Origin of the sequence: Anabaena sp. AL93 (genome assembly GCF_001672085.1) — a bacterium.
Taxonomy (GTDB): Bacteria; Cyanobacteriota; Cyanobacteriia; order Cyanobacteriales; family Nostocaceae; genus Dolichospermum; species Dolichospermum heterosporum.
The window spans coordinates 22,551-40,383 of sequence record NZ_LJOU01000053.1 but is presented as its reverse complement, the minus strand read 5'-3'; the positions used below and the strand labels follow the sequence as shown (position 1 = coordinate 40,383).

The window sequence follows — 17,833 nt, the reverse complement described above, 5'->3', positions numbered from 1 at the left end:
TCCATATAAGTATCTGTTACCATGTTCTCATTTTTCTGTTGATTTAAAACGTTTTTTTAGTTTTTTATAGTCATTGAGGATAAAGCTTTCAATGATTCTGGACTAGGTTTTCCATTACAATCACCTCAGAATCAAAATTTCGTACTTAGTCGTTTTATTGACTATATATCTGCTTTAATAGTAATTATTCCTATTTAGCCTCAATAAATTTTAATCACCCCTCACAGGTATTAGTTCTTATGTACTAAATATATCGGTTTTCTTGGGGTGTGACACTTGGGGGTGCGGAATGTGGGATAATTACTCTCCTGCCATTTTTTGGTGGTTCACTTGAGGATGTAAACCAAGCTTTAGTGTCACTTATATAAGTTGCAGCACTAGGACATTCACCCACATATTTAAACAAAGGCAAAACTATCTGATTAAGTTCTGATTGTCCCTCAACTTCAAAACCAATCTCAGGTGCAGCAGGAGCAGATTGTCCCCAACTCGGCAAGGATTGCATGAATACTAATGGAGTGGACAATACAACAATCTTCATCAAATAGGATATGCAGCGAGTTCTCTTTGACATTTTTCTCACCATAAAGTAAAGAATTTGTAGGTTACAGCACTTCCCGGTGTTATAAGGTACATATCTAGCGGGCAAGATGCCCGCACTACAAGAGTTTCATGATTCAACTTTGTACCTCATAAGAGCGGAAACCGCTGTATTTAGTCAATAAGCTTCAGTTAACGAAGGATATTAACTTGGATTGTTGAGTTCAATTCTTGATATTGAACCGGATTGAACTATGAGGTTAGTAAGCTTGGCTCAATTTATAGCTATATATACCCGCAGCAATTAATAAGCAATATTTTTATGCTTTTCAAATTGTATGCAGATTCATCTAGGTATGAAATTACTTTATCTTACAACCATCAAAATACGCAATGAAATTTCCCCAAACAGGTCCATCTAAAAATGCTCTAGGGAGATATCCTTTAGGCGCATCTAAAGAGTATTTAAGCTGATTATTAGATAAATATCTACCTCGATAACGCCAACCTAAATCAGTAGCAAAATCTTCAAAATGCTCGTTAGTTGGTTCAAATTTATTACCAAATAAACTCTTCCATTTTTGTGCTTGTGCAGAAAAACCAAAGCGACCTTGGCTTTTAGTTTGCCAAATTTGATTAATAAAGCTTAATTTTCCGCAGGACAATCGAGAAATTGCCTTATCATTGAGTGATCCAGAAGCTTGGCTAATCTCCAGCATTAGAGACTTTGTTTCCTCGTCAGCCCCTTTCCAATCACCTTGAGATAATAATTGTGATAATTTGTCCATACTAGCGGGAAAGTTTCCAGTATTGCCTATTGTGGCTATTGGTTCTTGTTCTGTCTTTGGCGGAATTACACCCCTACTAGGATTAGGAGTAGGAGGTTTCTCACCAATGAGAGCAAAATAGGTATTAATAGGAATTGCCCCATTAAATCCTGTTTTTCCCTCTGGGGATGTTCCTGTTTCCTTTTTTCCAGGTACTAGTTTTTTCACAGGTATGACTGGTTTCTGTATTCTGGTGGTTTGTAACTCGCTCGGATCACTGCCATCTTCTCCACCATAATCACCTTGTCCGTGAATACCGATAACTCTACCAGAAATATCAAACACTGGTCCGCCACTATTACCAGTTTTAGTAGTGGCATCATATACTAGGGTATAACCGTTCTTCTCTTTGCGAAGTAAAGTAGTCACCTTTCCTCGTGTAACTGAATATTCTCTCTCCGTCCCCCCTTTACCAAAAATAGTAGGAAAGCCAGTAACTTTAATATCTGCCTCCCTTTCTACCTCTTGAGAATTTCCTAAAGTAGCGACAGGATAATTTTCCTGGGCTTCAAAAGTAACCACAGCCAAATCTGGGTCATTCTCATTTTGCTGTAATGCCCGACGATCTTTAATCGGATAATCTTTACCAGTGTAAGTACGAATTGTGTAACTAACGTCTGTAGTACAAGTAATTTTTTTGCGTCCCTTTATGGCATCACAGACAACATGATTAGCCGTTAGAACGGTGTAAATTTTTCCTTTTTTATTAATAATTACACCTGAACCTCCGGGAGAGTTATTACCTTCACTATTAATTTGGACTGTAGTTTGTTGGGCAGTGTCCTCAAGTTTTCCCGCTTGCACGGGAATCAATGCTACAAAAAATACAAATATTGACACCGTAACCGAGAAAATAGCAGAATTATTTTTCAGTATTTGGTTAGATAGATTCATATTTACATACAAATGACTTAAGTGAGATGGTATCACACCTACTTGGTAGAATCAATGGGTTTAGACAGGGAATTTACTCCCTGCCCATACTTTACCTTACAAGCGTCCTCCAGTATAAGCGCTCATAGGTTCTTTGATAAACCTGATGTAAAGATGCCTAAAAGTAGACTTAATCACACGGGGCATGGCAAAATCTATGGGCATTAACTTTTCGGGTAATTGCCAATCTGTAATTTGTAATAAATCGGGTGATAAATTCGGGAAGTGAATATCACTTAATTCTGGACATATTCCCAATCTTTGGGAAGCTGCAACTGTGGGAACTTGTGCGGGTGCAACTTGGAGAATTTCTAGCATTGCTCTATCTAAAGCAAATACATTACTCCCAGCTGCTAGAATTTCTAATTTCCGAGGTTCTCCCCCACTTGGTCCATTACCTTCATGACCAATAATTCCATCTAAAATTGTTAAAGTTGGATTAATTGCTCTGGCAGTTTCTACTAACATTTCTCCAAATTTGTTAGCATCTTTACCTGCTTCCATGTGCCACCAAGCTTTCATTTTCCCAGGAACACAACCAAAGAGATTTTTAACTCCTAAAGTTAGGGTTAATTGCATATGAGATTTAACTTTAGGCAGATTAATAATCACGTCTGCTTCCATTGCTTCTTTCGATAAAAGCAAGTGATTAAAATTGTCGTTGACGGTTTGATAACGTTTCCCGTGAAATTCCACCAGTGGTAATTTTAGTTCTTCTAAAATTGGTAATAAACCATTCGCTATGGCCACACCTTTAGCACTACCAAAAGCGGGACTATCTCCTAAAAATGGATTTCCACCCACAGCAATTACCATTTCGGCAACAGCACGCACTAATTCTGGTCTGGTGGTACATTCTTTAGTAGGACGAGAACCTGTGAGCAGGTTGGGTTTGAGTAAAACGCGGTTGCCTGGTTTGACAAAAGCAGCCATGCCCCCTAAAGGTTCTAGCAGTGTTTCTAAGGATTCTTTTAAAGCTTCCTGTTCGTAGGATTTAGCCCGAATGAGACTAACAGATGGTTTTTGTGTTGACATGGAAAATAATTGCGTTATATTACATTCAGCATTAATACTGTATCAAAAATTAAACTATAGTGGAAAAGTTCTTCCTACTTTGACAAAGATGAATCTAAATAACAGTTATGGTAGGGAGTTTTATGAAATACTAATTTTGCTAATATTTATTTTATTTCTCAGGGTAGATGAAACAGCTAAAATCACGCTCGCAAGATTTACGCGGCCTATTTGAGAAAAGTATCACTATAGAATATGTAGCCGAACCTCTCAAGGCTGTGTCGGTTGATGCTGATGTCAAAGAAGTATTACATTGGATGCAGTTACAAGATTTTGATGTGGTAGGGGTAGAGACAGAAAATATTATTAGTGGTTATGTGGAACGTTCTCATTTAATACAATGTCAGGCTGGAAAATGTAGCGACTACCAACAGATATTTCATCCCCAAGAATTAATTGCTATTTCCACACCTTTGATGAAATTATTGCCTATCTTAGCACAAAAACCCAGATTATTTGTCTTAGATTCTAACCAAGTTAGTGGTATTATTACTTACGGTGATTTACAAAAAGCCCCTGTGCGAATGCTACTGTTTAGCTTTATCACCCTTTTAGAAATGAATTTGTTACGATTGGTCAGGCTTTATTATCCTCAAGATTCTTGGCAACAATTTCTTAAACCTGATAGACTGGAGGCGGCTCAAAAATTATGGCGTGAGAGTCGAGAAAGAAACGAAGCTACAGATTTATTAGACTATTTGCAATTTTGCGATAAGCGAGAATTGATATTAAATCAACCAGAACTACTTCCGCAATTAGGATTGAATTCAAAACGCTCTGGGGAAAAGTTTCTCAAGTCTGCTGAACGTTTACGCAACCGTTTAGCACACGCTCAAAACTTAGTTAGTGGTTCTTCTTGGCAAGAGTTAATTTCTTTGGCTGAAGCTATGGAAAAACTGTTAATTTGTTGTGAACAGATTGAATAATATCAATAGTATTTATTGCTGGTTTGTTGAATAGACAACGCGCAGACTTTGGACTAAGATGACCAAAGATGCAATCGCCATTAATAGCCCCCAAAACCAATAAGGTAAAAACAAATATCGCTGCATTTGTCCTGTATCTGATAGTCCTAATGAACCCGCAGTATAACTAAATAAATAATCAAGTTGGTGATAGGTACTTACACAAGCCTGCACACCTAAAAATTGAATTGCAAACCCTTGTACCCAAAGAGGTGTTTTTAACGCAATTCCCAATATCATCAAACCTAACAGGGGAATAGCCACAAAGCCAAACCAAGAACGCACCCAAATTAATGTAGACAGCAGTAAAAATCCACCTAAAATTTTTAAACTCAAAGAAGTTGTTTTCCAACTCCCAGAAGCGAGAATTAAGCTGGCACCGGCAATAGGTGGACCCATTGGCCCCGCAGCCGCTACTAAGCCGATACCAAGGTATCCCCATGTGTTACTTAAAGTATAATGAGCTACGCCAGAACCGTTACCAAAAATTTCTAGTTTTTGAAATTGTCCCCCCAACATCAAAGCCATCAAACCGTGACCCATTTCATGAAACCAAGTAGCTAAGATAGAAAATGGGTACAAAATATAATTACCTATGGGTATTTGCCACATAATTGCTGTGACTATAGCCGCTGCTACTAACCAGGTTAGCCCCATTTGTTCTACTTCTGTTGGTGTTTCTTGAGTAAATAAAGGTTTAGAATTTTTACTGGGTTCTCTCATTAGTGACTCTCCTGCGCGTAATTACACCAATTAGCTGAGTATTCTTGAATCTATCCTAATTTACTTCAAGAGGAAGTGTTGATTTCCTTAAATTTATTCCCAAGTGGCTGCATTCCGCAACACACTGGGAATTTCACCTTGCGATAAGGGAAACTCTAACATTGTTTCTTTATAACCTAAATACCCAGATTCAGTAAAAGACAAAAGCATTCGTTCCAGTGCAAACCAAACTTCTGATTCATATTCCCAATCATGATAGCGTCTAGCACGTCCAGCAATGGAACGTAAAGCCCAAAAGTAAGAATTTCTAACTACAGAACCGCCTTTTTTAAATTCTGGTACATCTTCATGATGAATAAATAAAACATTATTTTCAATTCTGGCTCTCATACTCATAAATCAAATATTCTGTAGGGGCGCAGGGTCTGCGCCCCTTGAACCCAAGGACTGCGCCCATTCAATAGCAAGAAAGAAGAAAAAGTTCCTTATTATAGACTTTTATAATAAACCTTTCATCTCATTGCCAGTGCATACCGCTATAGCTGAATGCTTAATTTATTTTCACCTGACTAGCTGCCTTTACTGCCTTTTCTCTAGCTTCTTGAATATCCCCACCTTTTGCTAAAGCCACACCCATGCGACGATAAGGATGAGCAGTAGGTTTACCAAATAACTTAATATCTACATCTTTTTCAGCTAAAGCTTCAGCTACACCAGTAAAAGTAATAGAATCAGATTTTTCCGAAGCTAAAATTACCGCACTTGCAGAAAATCCTAACTGTTCAATATGGGGAATTGGTAAACCTAAAATAGCTCGCAGATGTAATTCAAATTCATTCAAATTCTGAGAAATTAATGTCACCATCCCTGTATCATGGGGTCTGGGAGACAGTTCTGAAAAAATGACTTCATCTTTAGTAATGAAAAATTCAACCCCAAAAATTCCCGCACCACCTAAAGCATCAGTAACTTTTTTAGCAATTTCTTGAGATGCTAAAATTTTATCTTCAGAAATAGCTGCGGGTTGCCAAGATTCTTGATAATCACCTCTTTCTTGACGGTGACCAATGGGGGAACAGAAAATTGTCGGTGCGTCCCATTGTTTAATCGTTAGTAAAGTAATTTCAATTTCAAAATTAATAAATTCTTCAACAATTACCTTTTGGCTATCACCACGAGAATTAGAAATAGCATAATTCCAAGCTTTTTCTACTTCGCTGCTATCATTAACGACAGATTGACCTTTTCCAGAAGATGACATCACAGGTTTGACAACATTGGGAAAACCAATTTTTTCAGAAATAGTAATTAGCTCTTCTAAAGTGACAGCATAACCATATTTAGCAGTCCTAATTCCTAATTCTTGATGTGCTAATTCCCTAATTCTGTCGCGGTTCATGGTGTAATTAGTCGCCGCTGCTGTGGGAATAACTGTAATTCCTCTTTGTTCAAATTCTTGTAATTTTTCGGTTCTAATTGCTTCAATTTCGGGAATAATAAAATCGGGTTGATGTTTATTGACAACCGCTTCTAAATCATCAGCACTTAGCATAGAAATAACTTCTGCACAATCAGCTACCTGCATGGCGGGTGCATCGGCATATCTGTCCACAGCAATGATATAATTGCCTAGACGTTGAGCAGCAATGACAAATTCTTTTCCCAGTTCTCCTGAACCAAGCAGCATTAATTTTTGGGGTAGTTTTAGCTTCTTAATCATAAGTTCGATACCGCAGATGTTGATTTAAATATCTTGTCATTATTTTACATAGTTTGGGGATTTTTGCCGAGGAGGTTGGATAAAAAAACAGGACAATTATTAAAAATACTCTTGACAAGTTTCCAAGTTTCGGTTATTGTTTAATTACAGTGGAAATCTGTGCGCCCATATATATAGGGTTTTGTTTTCCCGGAAGTATTTTTGTCTGAATCAGGATATCCAGGATTTGAGGATTTTCAGGATGTTGTTGGATGATTTTATTTTGTCAGAATCAGGATATCCAGGATTTGAGGATTTTCAGGATGTTGTTGGATGATTTTTGGTGGGAGTTTGAGGTTTTATTTGTCTGAATCAGGATGTCCAGGATTTGAGGATTTTCAGGATGTTGTTGGATGATTTTTGGTGGGGAGTTGGTTTTTTTTAGGATGTTTTTGAATGATTGTTTTTGAATAATTTAAACCAGCTATAAATTACCATCCTGTTAATCCTTTAATCCTGGTTATCCTGATTCAGACAATATCAATGGTGCGTCGCGTAGTTAATTTATGTGTACATTTTATAATCTTTTGGTTATCCTAACTCACCCTACAAGCTATTCATAAACTTTACTTCTATGGGCAATAAAAACAACTGTTACCATTTTTAAATCATCATTAACTTCATAAATAACTCTATAGTCACCTACTCGATAACGATAATAACCTGATAACTCACCTTTGAGAGATTTTATATTAGGATGATTACGAGGATTAATTTTTAAACGATCAAAACATCTGTCTAACTTCCGTTGTAAGATGGCAGAAGCAGATTCAAAAAACTCCCCTGCATCAATACTAATAACAACAGTATAATTAATATTTTCGTTTAAGTTGGTCAACAGTAATCACCTTTCCTTGTTTTACGTTTTCTCTAGCATGATCAAAATTTTCTTTAAATCCTACAATTTCTAATAACTCTTGAGTAGCATCATCTTCTCTTGTTGCTAGATATGCTAAAAAATCAACTGCTACTAGTAATTTTTCAGGTGACAGTTGTTCAACATATTCTTGGATTTGTTCACGAAGTTCTAGTGTATTCATAGATTATTTTGATTATTTACCCAATTTGATCATATCTTATTCTGTAATATTCTGAATCAGGATATCCAGGATGTAAAGATTTACAGGATGTTATTAGATGATTTTTGGTAGGGAGTTGGTGATTTTTTTGTCAGAATCAGGATGTCCAGGATTTGAGGATGTACAGGATGTGGTTGGATAATTGTTTTTTGGAAGTTGGTTTTTTTTCAGGATGTTTTTGAATGATTGTTTTTGAATAATTTAAACCATCTATAAACTAATATCCTGTACATCCTTTAATCCTGGTTATCCTGATTCAGACAAATACAACTTTCATCACCAACAAACCATCTATAAATTACCATCCTGTACATCCTTTAATCCTGATTATCCTGATTCAGACAAATGCAATTTTCATCACCAAACAAACCATCTATAAACTACCATCCTGTTAATCCTTAAATCCTGGTTATCCTGATTCAGACAAATACAACTTTCATCACCAAACAAACCATCTATAAATTACCATCCTGTACATCCTTTAATCCTGGACATCCTGATTCAGACCAATACAACTTTCATCACCAAACAAACCATCTATAAACTACCATCCTGTACATCCTTTAATCCTGGTTATCCTGATTCAGACTTAATAATTTTCTGTAACCCTTAAATATTACAGTTTACAAGTCTCGACGCGAGAGAAGAACACGTCCAACCATCAAAAACTCCCCCAAGTGAATACCATTCCCCCACGCCCACGCCGCAAATAATTCACCACACACCCCAGTGGGGAGGTGGCCTTCTGGTGCTTTCTTGTCAAAAGTAATATCCTCGGAGTACAACCAGTAGCCTCCTTTTCTGCATCCTACATTGTCCCCGAACTTCTCCCATATTTCCTCATTATATTCTCTCCTTCCACCGAAACTTTGATAAATTCGTTTCTGCACAGAAAAACCAAACTTACCACCACTGTATTTTACCCACAACTGGTCAATGGTGCGGAGGTCTGCACAGGGAAAATTATCAATACTTTTATCATCTAACCAACCTTCTTTTTCCCGCTTCGCAACCACTAACATTACCCGTGCTGTTTCCTCGTCTGCTTCTTTCCATTCCCCTTGTGCGAGGTAGTCACCCAGTTTCCCGTAGTCCATATTAGATGTTTGTAGAGACGTTCCATGGAACGTCTCTACATTTTTGATGAGTTGTTGAATATCAAAATTAATGGGTTTTTGAACCACCAAACCCAAATTTTCCCGAAACTTCAAAACCGTCGGAGTCCGCTTTTCCGGTTCTATTTCCATACCCTGCAAAATAGCATCATTCACCCTCTGACTAATGCGAGAATTATAATGTTTTGGTGCGGGTAAAGGTTCATCATCATATTTCCGGTTTTGCGCGGGTACTGGACTAACTTCCCCCTCTTTGTTGAGTCCATCAGCCGTAAGCAGATAATATAAAGTGGCAGCTAAAGCGTAAACATCGGTATGGGGTCCAAAACTCCCTTTGCGACGATATTGTTCAATAGGTGCATAACCTTCTGTTAAAGCATTTGTCATGCTTTTAGTAGCAATACTGCGAGTTAAACCAAAATCAATTAAAACCGCTTCTTGTTTATTTTGTCGTAAAAGAATATTTGCAGGTTTAATGTCCCGGTGTAAACTGCCTTTGGCGTGAATATATTCTAAAGCCTGACCAATTTGATCTATATATAATAGTGCTTCGCTTTCGGCAAGTTGTCCGTTTTGTCGAAGATGTTGAAATAAAGTTACTCCATCAATATATTCCATCACCACGCCAAAAAGCTCACCTGCTTGAATGACTTCATGGACTTTGAGAATATGCCTATGATCAAAACCTTTAATTGTCAAGGCTTCGTTAATAAACTTAACCTGCTGTTCTGGAAAGTCCTCTCGCAATTGCATTTGCTGATTGAGGGTTTTAATGGCATATAATTTACCCGTGCTGGGTTCTAAGGCTTTGTAGGTAGTTCCAAAACCACCACTACCCAAGGGTTTACCCTGAATGATAAATCTACCGTTATTGATTTGCTGCCCTGGTTGCCAAATAATCATACCCTTGATAGTAGATACGGTGGAGATGAATCTAATTATATCATTGCGTTAGATCCCCGACTTCTTGAAGAAGTCGGGGATCTTGTCCTGGATGTTATAATATCAAAATATTTAAATCATCAGGAGTGGCAATGATGTTGTTAGAATTAAAGCGCATTCATGTACCACCAGGACAAAGTTTTTGGTGGGGAGTTGATGATTTTTTTGTCTGAATCAGGATGTCCAGGATTTGAGGATTTTCAGGATGTTGTTGGATGATTTTTGGTGGGAGTTGGTGATTTTTTTGTCTGAATCAGGATGTCCAGGATTTGAGGATTTTCAGGATGTTGTTGGATGATTTTTGGTGGGGAGTTGGTGATTTTTTTGTCTGAATCAGGATGTCCAGGATTTGAGGATTTTCAGGATGTTGTTGGATGATTTTTGGTGGGGAGTTGATGATTTTTTTTGTCTGAATCAGGATGTCCAGGATTTGAGGATTTTCGGGATGTTGTTGGATGATTTTTGGTGGGGAGTTGGTGATTTTTTTGTCTGAATCAGGATGTCCAGGATTTGAGGATTTTCAGGATGTTGTTGGATGATTTTTGGTGGGGAGTTGGTGATTTTTCAGGATGTTTTTGAATGATTGTTTTCGAATAATTTAAACCATCTATAAACTACTATCCTGTTAATCCTTTAATCCTGGTTATCCTGATTCAGACAAATACAACTTTCATCACCAACAAACCATCTATAAACTAATATCCTGAAAATCCTTTAATCCTGGATATCCTGATTCAGACAAATACAACTTTCATCACCAACAAACCATCTATGAACTAATATCCTGTACATCCTAAAATCCTGGTTATCCTGATTCAGACAAATACAAGTTTCATCACCAACAAACCATCTATGAACTAATATCCTGAAAATCCTTTAATCCTGGATATCCTGATTCTGACAATTGAGAGAGAGATTCATATCCCCGACTTCTTAAAGAAGTCGGGGATATGAAAGGTTAAGCAACAACTTCTACTGGTTTTGCTTCTGGTAACAACCGCTTTACACCTTGCTTGACAAAAGCTTCCAAAACAGCCATTTTTTGATTTTGCTGGAATACAGTTTGCAAAACTTGATGCAGTTTGTCGAGATTTAAAGCGCTTCCCGATTCTAAAGCAATTTCTTGCTGTTCAAAATATTCAACTAAACTTAATCCGGCTACTCTGGTTAGGTAAGCAGCGCTAACTCCTTCTACCATTCCCCCAGCGACAAAGGTAGCAACATTAGTTTTCATAATACCCGTTACAGCCCTAGTGGAAAGTTCCACTAAACCTAATTTCAACATCAAACTTCCCATAGTTCCAGCTACTTGTTGCGCTTGTTCTAAGGAAATTTTCTGCTGATATATATTACCTAAATCTATCACCATTTGAGCCGTAATCGCCGCAGTTGCGAGAATATCTAAAGCAGGTACAGGGTTAGCAAATGCCGCCGCCGCTGCAATCCACTGATATTGTTCTACAAAGGGTGTAGCTTGATCTCTTCTCACACCATTTAAACAATTTTTAGCTTCAGCTTTCAGTAATAATACTCTGTGATTTGTAGTATTACAAACTAGCTGTTCTCTCTGCTGTCCCACAACTTCCCCTATTTGTTGTGTCAACTGCTGGATATCTGGCGTTGGTTGTTCCATCCATTCTTGGAAAGAACCATCTTCTTGATGTTTTCGCACTTTCACCGGTACGGGAGAAGCCGCAGTCCCAACTACATTTGCACCAATGCGCTGCTTTAATGATTGGAAAACTGTAGCGCGTTGATCAGGTTGATATTGATCCTGTTTGTTGAAAACCAGCAAACTTGGTTGTTTTATAGCTTTTAGCTGTTGTAAAACCTGAAATTCTGAATCTGTTAAATCACCGTTTGTCAGAAATAAGACAAAATCAGATTTCTGCATTTCTGATAAGGTAACAACATCGGAGTTTTCACCAACTACCGAAAACAAAGGCGCTGTTTCCGAAAAATGTAAAGACAGTCCCGGAAGACTTGGGGAAGTTTTTAGAACTTTAATAACTGTACTTTTACCTACGGATTTCCCACCAGTAACGGCAATGAATATTTCCTTTCTATTCAATTCTAAGGGCAATTTAGCCAGTTTTTCGCGGAGAATTGCCAGGTGAGGATGATTGGCTGCTTCTTGAGAAAGCTGATTAATTATTACTTCTGTTTGAGCGATCGCTTGTTCCACAACCGTTCTAGCTGCAACTATATCATTTAGCTGTTCACCTAATTGGGGCTGATTTTTTTTCAATAACCACAAACCCCCACCAACGGCTAAAGCACTCAGGAGTCCGAATTCTCCCACTTGCACTATTGAATCATGCCAACTCTCTAACATCCACAGGGAGAACGATAGTCCTAGTCCTCCCACTAATATTGGTCGCTGTAACTTCACAATTGTGATTCTCCACACGAGGAAAAAGCTTTTACTTCACTTTAGTCGAAAACCTGCTACTCAGATTGCGGTTGGTGAACAAACATCTTTTGATGTTGGAGATTTGCAAGCAGCTAAAATCATGTTTCTGCTATGTATAAACAATACATCAATTTTTCTTGATTAATTTGGATATCTGATGGTAAGGTAAATATTGACATATCAACTTTTTTTGAGATAATAAGTACATAGGATCAAAAGTCTGCTCACTAATTATACAGGTGAAATCAGTGAATAAAACAGCAAGCCAATTAGTCTTAACTTTCGGAATACTAGCATTGACAAGCAGTTTTACAAATACGCTTGGTCTTGCCCAAAATATTCAAAAACCAAATGAAGCGACAAAAGTTACTAACTCTGCCACTGACGCACTTATTAAAGTAGATGGTTCTAGTACCGTATATCCCATTACCCAGTCCATAGCTAAAGCATACCAAGCCAACCTAAAAAATAATGGTCAAATACAAGTAAATATTTCTGGTACTAGCGGTGGATTTGAAAAATTTTGTACTCGTAAAATAGATATCAGTAATGCTTCTCGACCAATTAACCAGTCAGAAATGGCAGCTTGCAAGAAAAATGGCGTAAGTTACATGGAATTACCCATAGCTTTTGATGCCGTAACCATTGCTGTTAACCCCCAAAACACTTGGGCAAAAGACATTACAGTAGCCGAATTGAAAAAAATCTGGGAACCTGCGGCTGAAGGAAAAATTACAAAATGGAATCAAGTCCGAGATTCTTGGCCAGACCGCCCAATTAAATTATATGGTCCCGGTGGTAAGTCTGGAACTTATGATTATTTTACCGAAGCAATTGTCGGTAAAGCCAAAGCCAGTCGCAAAGATTACACAGCCAGTGAAAATGATGAAGTTTTAGTTACTGGTGTTAATAAAGATCCTAATGCTTTGGGTTATGGGGATTTTTCAGGATGTTTTTGAATGATTGTTTTTGAATAATTTAAACCGTCTATAAATTACCATCCTGTACATCCTTTAATCCTGGATATCCTGATTCAGACAAATGCAATTTTCATCACCAAACAAACCATCTATAAATTACCATCCTGTAAATCCTTTAATCCTGGATATCCTGATTCTGACTTAATATTTTTCTGTAACCCTTAAATGTTACAGTTTACAAGTCTCGACGCGAGAGAAGAAACCCACAACTCGAAGACCACCCACACCGTCTCTCTTCCCACCCAAAGTATCCGTACCTCAACGCATAGTAATCTGGTGTATTGAATTCAACATTATTATAAATCCAATCATTAAATGCATAGTGAACTTAATTTAAATATATCATTGCGTTGCGTTAGATCCCCGACTTCTTGAAGAAGTCGGGGATATGAAAGGTTAAACTACAACTTCTGCTGATTTTGCTTCTGGTAACAACCGCCTTATACCTTGCTGTTCAAAATATGCACTAAACTTAATCCGGCTACTCTGGTTAAGTAAGTAGCTTGGATTAGTTGATTAATTGTTACTTTGGTTTGGGCGATCGCTCTTTCCACAAACGTTCTATCTGCAACCAGGAAAAAGCTTTTACTTCACTTTAGTCCAAAACCCGTTACTCGGATTGAGGTTGGTGAACAAACGTCTGCTAATGCTGGAAACTAGCAAGCTGCTAAAAACGTTTTTTCTGCTGTGTATAAACAATACATCAATTTTCCTTGATTAATGTTTACATCTGATGCTAGAGTCAATATTAACATATCAACTTTTTTTGAAATGACAATTAAAGTAGGAATTAATGGATTCGGACGCATGGGCAGGTTGTCCGTTCGTGCTGCTTGGGATTGGCCAGAAATAGAATTTGTTCACATTAATGAAACCAAAGGTGGAACAGAAGCCGCAGCACATTTACTCAAATTTGATTCTGTACATGGGCGTTGGACACCAGAAGTAGAAGCGGTCGAAAACCAAGTTGTTATTGATGGTAAATCTCTCAGTTTTACTGAATATTCTCAACCGGGTGAAGTTCCTTGGGAAGATTTTGGGGTTGATATAGTTTTGGAATGTTCTGGTAAGTTTAGAACCCCCGCTACCCTTGATCCATATTTTAAAAGAGGTGTGCAGAAGGTAATTGTTGCCGCACCTGTTAAACAAGAGGCTTTAAACATTGTCATGGGGGTAAATGATCACCTCTATGAACCTGATAAACATCATTTATTAACAGCAGCTTCTTGTACTACTAATTGTTTAGCCCCAGTCGTAAAAGTAATTCATGAAGGTTTAGGAATTAAACATGGAGTAATTACCACAATTCACGACAATACTAATACTCAAACTATTGTAGATGCACCTCATAAAGATTTGCGTCGGGCTAGGGCTACAAGTATGTCATTAATTCCTACTAGCACAGGTTCAGCTACAGCTATTGGTTTAATTTATCCAGAATTAAATGGTAAATTAAATGGTTTAGCAGTGCGTGTACCTTTGTTAAATGCTTCCCTGACAGATTGTGTATTTGAAGTTGTTAGTCCGACAACAACAGCCGAAGTTAATGGTTTATTAAAAACTGCATCTGCACAAGAACCATTAATAGGAATTTTAGGTTATGAAGAACGTCCTTTAGTTTCTATTGATTATAAAGATGATCCTCGTTCTTCGATTATTGATGCCCTTTCGACAATGGTTGTCAATGAAACCCAAGTGAAAATCTTGGCTTGGTATGACAATGAATGGGGTTATGTTAACCGCATGACTGAATTAGCGCGAAAGGTGGCTTTAAGTTTGCAAAAATAATGGTTTTCCAGGGGTGGGTTTTCTGTCCTACCCCATAAAGATTTTTTGCACCCAGAGACGGAGAGAGAATTTTAGTTTGTATTTACAATTTTGAATTTTTAATCATGGCTTCTACTACTGCTTCTAATCCTAATTTCAAGAATTATATTCTGGTGACACTGGCATACTGGGGCTTCACTTTGACTGATGGGGCTTTGCGAATGTTGGTTTTGCTCTATTTTAATAAAATTGGTTATACACCTATTCAAATTGCCTCTCTGTTCCTGTTTTACGAGGTATTTGGAATTGTTACAAACTTTCTCGGCGGTTGGATTGGTTCCCAGTTTGGGTTAAAAGTAACTCTTTATACTGGGATTGGATTACAGGTGTTTTCTTTAATTATGCTGTCTTTTCTGAATCCAGGGTGGGCGCAGTGGCTTTCAGTCCTTTATGTGATGGTTGCACAGGCATTTTCGGGAATTGCTAAGGACTTAACGAAGATGAGTTCTAAAAGCGCCATTCGCTTGGTTGTGCCTCAAGATGCCCAATCTTCTTTGTTTAAGTGGGTGGCTGTACTCACAGGTTCTAAGAATGCTTTGAAGGGTGTTGGTTTCTTTCTTGGTAGCGCCCTTCTCAGTTCTGTGGGTTTTATTAATTCCCTGTGGATTATGGCTGGGGGACTGGCTTTAATTATGTTTTCTGGGTTAATGCTGCCCAAGGGCATGGGTAAAATCAAGAAAAAGGTCAAATTTAGCCAACTTTTCTCTAAAAGCGCAGAAATCAATATTCTCTCGGCGGCGCGATTCTTTTTATTTGGATCTAGAGATGTATGGTTTGTTGTGGCTTTACCAGTGTTTTTACGTGGGACTTTGGGCTGGTCTTTTTATCAAGTGGGGGGATTTTTAGCTTGTTGGGTGATTGGTTATGGGATTATTCAATTTTTAGCACCAACACTCATGCAGCGATTTGGTTCTGGTCGTCCACCTCAATCTCAAACTATTCGATTCTGGACATTTACATTAACGGCTGTTCCCGGTGCGATCGCTTTGGCACTACAATTAGGTTTACCCGCTAATATCGTAATTATTGCTGGACTTCTCGTTTTTGGTGTCGTATTTGCTTTCAATTCCGCTGTCCATTCCTATTTGGTTTTAGCATTTACTGATGATGATAAGGTCGCTTTAAATGTGGGTTTTTACTATATGGCAAACTCCGGTGGTCGTCTTGTGGGTACAGTTTTATCCGGTTTGGTTTATCAAATATTTGGCTTAGTTGGTTGTCTGTGGACATCAATGTTTTTCGTATTCGCAGCAGGTTTAGTTTCTCTGAAGTTACCTAATCCTCAACCTAGTAAATCTATAGCTTGGAAAACTGGAGACGGAGAATAATATTTCCCAGTCTAAAGATATGCTATGTAAAGAGGTATATCCTACTCTAGTTGGATGACTCCAAAATTTATTTGATTTTAAATATGGTAGTAGGCAATTGGTGACAGTTTTTGCCTCTTGCCTAAATACTAATTTGTAATAAATACAGATTTTATAATGACAACAAGATCCCCGACTTCTTAGAGAAGTCGGGGATCTGAAACTAACATTTATAAAGGTTAATTAAGTGGAATATGTAACTAAACAACCGACTATAAAACGCCTTTCTTTTCTGGATCGCTTTTTGACATTGTGGATATTTCTGGCAATGGCAACTGGAGTGGGTTTAGGCTATTTTTTCCCCACAATAGAAGTTTTTATCAATCATTTCCAAATAGGAACAACCAACATTCCCATTGCTATTGGTTTAATTTTGATGATGTACCCACCCTTAGCAAAGGTAAAATATGAAGAATTAGGAGATGTATTTCGTAATAAAAAAATTCTCGGACTATCATTATCGCTAACTTGGATAATTGCCCCAATTGTAATGTTTACACTTGCTATTCTTTTTTTACGCGATAAACCTGAATATATGACTGGGTTAATCATGGTGGGAATAGCCCCTTGTATTGCTATGGTAATTGTCTGGAGTGACTTAGCTAAAGGAGATACTGAATATACAGCCGGACTGGTTGCTTTTAATAGTATTTTTCAAATTCTCTTTTACAGCGTTTATGCTTGGTTTTTCCTGACTATTTTGCCACCTTTATTTGGCTTACAAGCAACTATTGTAAATATCGGTATTGGGGAAATTGCCAACAGCGTTTTTATCTATTTAGGTATTCCTTTTCTGGCTGGATTTATGACTCGCCTTATTTTAGTGAAAGCTAAAGGTAAGCAGTGGTATAATCAAGAATTTATTCCAAAAATCAGCCCCATAACTTTAATTGCTCTCTTATTTACCATCATGGTAATGTTTAGTTTAAAGGGTAATTTAATTGTGCAGATTCCTCTGGATGTTGTCCGCATTGCCATTCCGTTAATTATCTATTTCCTATTCATGTTTTTGAGTGCTTTTTACCTAGCATGGAAAATCAAAGCCGACTATGCAAAAGCTGCTAGTGTGGCATTTACTGCTGCTGGTAATAATTTTGAATTAGCAATAGCTGTAGCTATTTCTGTATTCGGAATTAAATCTGGTGTGGCTTTTGCTGCTGTCATTGGACCATTGGTAGAAGTGCCAGTCTTAATTAGTTTAGTCAATGTATCTTTCTGGATTAAGAAACATTTTTTTAGGTTATCTCCACCAGTAGGATTATAATTAAATACGTTTAATCTATTGATTT

14 protein-coding genes and 1 pseudogene are annotated in these 17,833 nt (G+C 37.6%); 5 read left to right on the top strand and 10 right to left on the bottom strand.

Translation table 11 applies throughout. The features are described 5' to 3' along the window. Positions 1–244: 244 nt before the first annotated feature. From AN486_RS14840 to AN486_RS14830, 3 genes are all read right to left on the bottom strand, one after another. Entirely contained in the window at positions 245–574 is a 330-nt protein-coding gene (locus AN486_RS14840) for a hypothetical protein (RefSeq protein WP_290601314.1), read from the bottom strand. Between the two features lie 328 nt (positions 575–902). Then, positions 903–2,261, bottom strand: a complete 1,359-nt coding sequence (locus tag AN486_RS14835; RefSeq protein WP_051155196.1) for a trypsin-like peptidase domain-containing protein — start codon at positions 2,259–2,261, stop codon at positions 903–905. A 96-nt stretch (positions 2,262–2,357) separates the two neighbouring features. After that, positions 2,358–3,335 carry a DUF362 domain-containing protein gene (locus tag AN486_RS14830; protein WP_015080943.1) on the bottom strand — a complete coding sequence of 326 codons (978 nt, stop codon included), beginning with the start codon at positions 3,333–3,335 and terminating at the stop codon, positions 2,358–2,360. A 167-nt stretch (positions 3,336–3,502) separates the two neighbouring features. Between AN486_RS14830 and AN486_RS14825 the strand changes: the two genes are divergently transcribed. Further along, positions 3,503–4,300, top strand: a complete 798-nt coding sequence (locus AN486_RS14825; RefSeq protein ID WP_168637082.1) for an exocyst complex component Sec10 — start codon at positions 3,503–3,505, stop codon at positions 4,298–4,300. Positions 4,301–4,312: 12 nt separating this feature from the next. Here the strand turns inward: AN486_RS14825 and AN486_RS14820 are convergent, their stop codons facing one another. The 7 genes from AN486_RS14820 to AN486_RS14790 all read right to left on the bottom strand — a co-directional run bounded on the left by AN486_RS14820 (position 4,313) and on the right by AN486_RS14790 (position 12,349). Next, the gene (locus AN486_RS14820) at positions 4,313–5,062 is read right to left on the bottom strand and encodes a M50 family metallopeptidase (RefSeq protein WP_290601310.1); all 750 of its coding nucleotides are present in this window, start codon (positions 5,060–5,062) and stop codon (positions 4,313–4,315) included. Positions 5,063–5,155: 93 nt separating this feature from the next. After that, on the bottom strand, positions 5,156–5,452 hold the full coding sequence (locus AN486_RS14815) for a hypothetical protein (protein WP_027403863.1): 297 nt from the start codon (positions 5,450–5,452) through the stop codon (positions 5,156–5,158). Between the two features lie 160 nt (positions 5,453–5,612). Then, positions 5,613–6,782: a formate-dependent phosphoribosylglycinamide formyltransferase gene (gene purT, locus AN486_RS14810; RefSeq protein ID WP_290601308.1), complete on the bottom strand. Its 1,170-nt coding sequence runs from the start codon at positions 6,780–6,782 to the stop codon at positions 5,613–5,615. 592 nt (positions 6,783–7,374) lie between these two features. After that, complete coding sequence (locus AN486_RS14805; RefSeq protein WP_053539305.1) at positions 7,375–7,659, bottom strand: type II toxin-antitoxin system RelE/ParE family toxin; 285 nt, start codon at positions 7,657–7,659, stop codon at positions 7,375–7,377. Next, entirely contained in the window at positions 7,634–7,861 is a 228-nt protein-coding gene (locus tag AN486_RS14800) for a hypothetical protein (RefSeq protein WP_027403866.1), read from the bottom strand. The genes AN486_RS14805 and AN486_RS14800 overlap by 26 nt, the downstream gene beginning before the upstream one ends. A gap of 662 nt (positions 7,862–8,523) precedes the next feature. After that, positions 8,524–9,918, bottom strand: a complete 1,395-nt coding sequence (locus tag AN486_RS14795) for a serine/threonine-protein kinase (protein ID WP_290601305.1) — start codon at positions 9,916–9,918, stop codon at positions 8,524–8,526. A 997-nt stretch (positions 9,919–10,915) separates the two neighbouring features. Further along, positions 10,916–12,349, bottom strand: a complete 1,434-nt coding sequence (locus AN486_RS14790; RefSeq protein ID WP_290601303.1) for a DUF697 domain-containing protein — start codon at positions 12,347–12,349, stop codon at positions 10,916–10,918. Between the two features lie 269 nt (positions 12,350–12,618). On the opposite strand from AN486_RS14790, the pseudogene AN486_RS14785 reads away from it, so the two are divergent. The 4 genes and pseudogenes from AN486_RS14785 to arsB all read left to right on the top strand — a co-directional run. After that, positions 12,619–13,305: pseudogene (locus AN486_RS14785) on the top strand (phosphate ABC transporter substrate-binding protein PstS family protein); the annotation flags it as partial. A gap of 816 nt (positions 13,306–14,121) precedes the next feature. After that, a complete protein-coding gene (locus AN486_RS14780; RefSeq protein ID WP_290601301.1) occupies positions 14,122–15,138 on the top strand; it encodes an ArsJ-associated glyceraldehyde-3-phosphate dehydrogenase in 1,017 nt (338 codons plus the stop codon). A 104-nt stretch (positions 15,139–15,242) separates the two neighbouring features. Beyond that, the gene (arsJ, locus tag AN486_RS14775) at positions 15,243–16,505 is read left to right on the top strand and encodes an organoarsenical effux MFS transporter ArsJ (protein ID WP_290601299.1); all 1,263 of its coding nucleotides are present in this window, start codon (positions 15,243–15,245) and stop codon (positions 16,503–16,505) included. A gap of 226 nt (positions 16,506–16,731) precedes the next feature. Beyond that, on the top strand, positions 16,732–17,808 hold the full coding sequence (arsB, locus tag AN486_RS14770) for an ACR3 family arsenite efflux transporter (RefSeq protein WP_290601297.1): 1,077 nt from the start codon (positions 16,732–16,734) through the stop codon (positions 17,806–17,808). Positions 17,809–17,833: the final 25 nt, after the last annotated feature.

What these genes read in the sequence shown, in the direction of transcription:
- AN486_RS14835 (WP_051155196.1), bottom strand. Translation starts at nt 2,261, where the DNA reads ATGAATCTATCTAACCAAATACTGAAAAATAATTCTGCTATTTTCTCG.
- purT (WP_290601308.1), bottom strand. Translation starts at nt 6,782, where the DNA reads ATGATTAAGAAGCTAAAACTACCCCAAAAATTAATGCTGCTTGGTTCA.
- arsJ (WP_290601299.1), top strand. Translation starts at nt 15,243, where the DNA reads ATGGCTTCTACTACTGCTTCTAATCCTAATTTCAAGAATTATATTCTG.
- AN486_RS14815 (WP_027403863.1), bottom strand. Translation starts at nt 5,452, where the DNA reads ATGAGAGCCAGAATTGAAAATAATGTTTTATTTATTCATCATGAAGAT.
- AN486_RS14780 (WP_290601301.1), top strand. Translation starts at nt 14,122, where the DNA reads ATGACAATTAAAGTAGGAATTAATGGATTCGGACGCATGGGCAGGTTG.
- AN486_RS14825 (WP_168637082.1), top strand. Translation starts at nt 3,503, where the DNA reads ATGAAACAGCTAAAATCACGCTCGCAAGATTTACGCGGCCTATTTGAG.
- AN486_RS14840 (WP_290601314.1), bottom strand. Translation starts at nt 574, where the DNA reads ATGTCAAAGAGAACTCGCTGCATATCCTATTTGATGAAGATTGTTGTA.
- AN486_RS14800 (WP_027403866.1), bottom strand. Translation starts at nt 7,861, where the DNA reads ATGAATACACTAGAACTTCGTGAACAAATCCAAGAATATGTTGAACAA.
- AN486_RS14830 (WP_015080943.1), bottom strand. Translation starts at nt 3,335, where the DNA reads ATGTCAACACAAAAACCATCTGTTAGTCTCATTCGGGCTAAATCCTAC.
- AN486_RS14795 (WP_290601305.1), bottom strand. Translation starts at nt 9,918, where the DNA reads ATGATTATTTGGCAACCAGGGCAGCAAATCAATAACGGTAGATTTATC.
- AN486_RS14820 (WP_290601310.1), bottom strand. Translation starts at nt 5,062, where the DNA reads ATGAGAGAACCCAGTAAAAATTCTAAACCTTTATTTACTCAAGAAACA.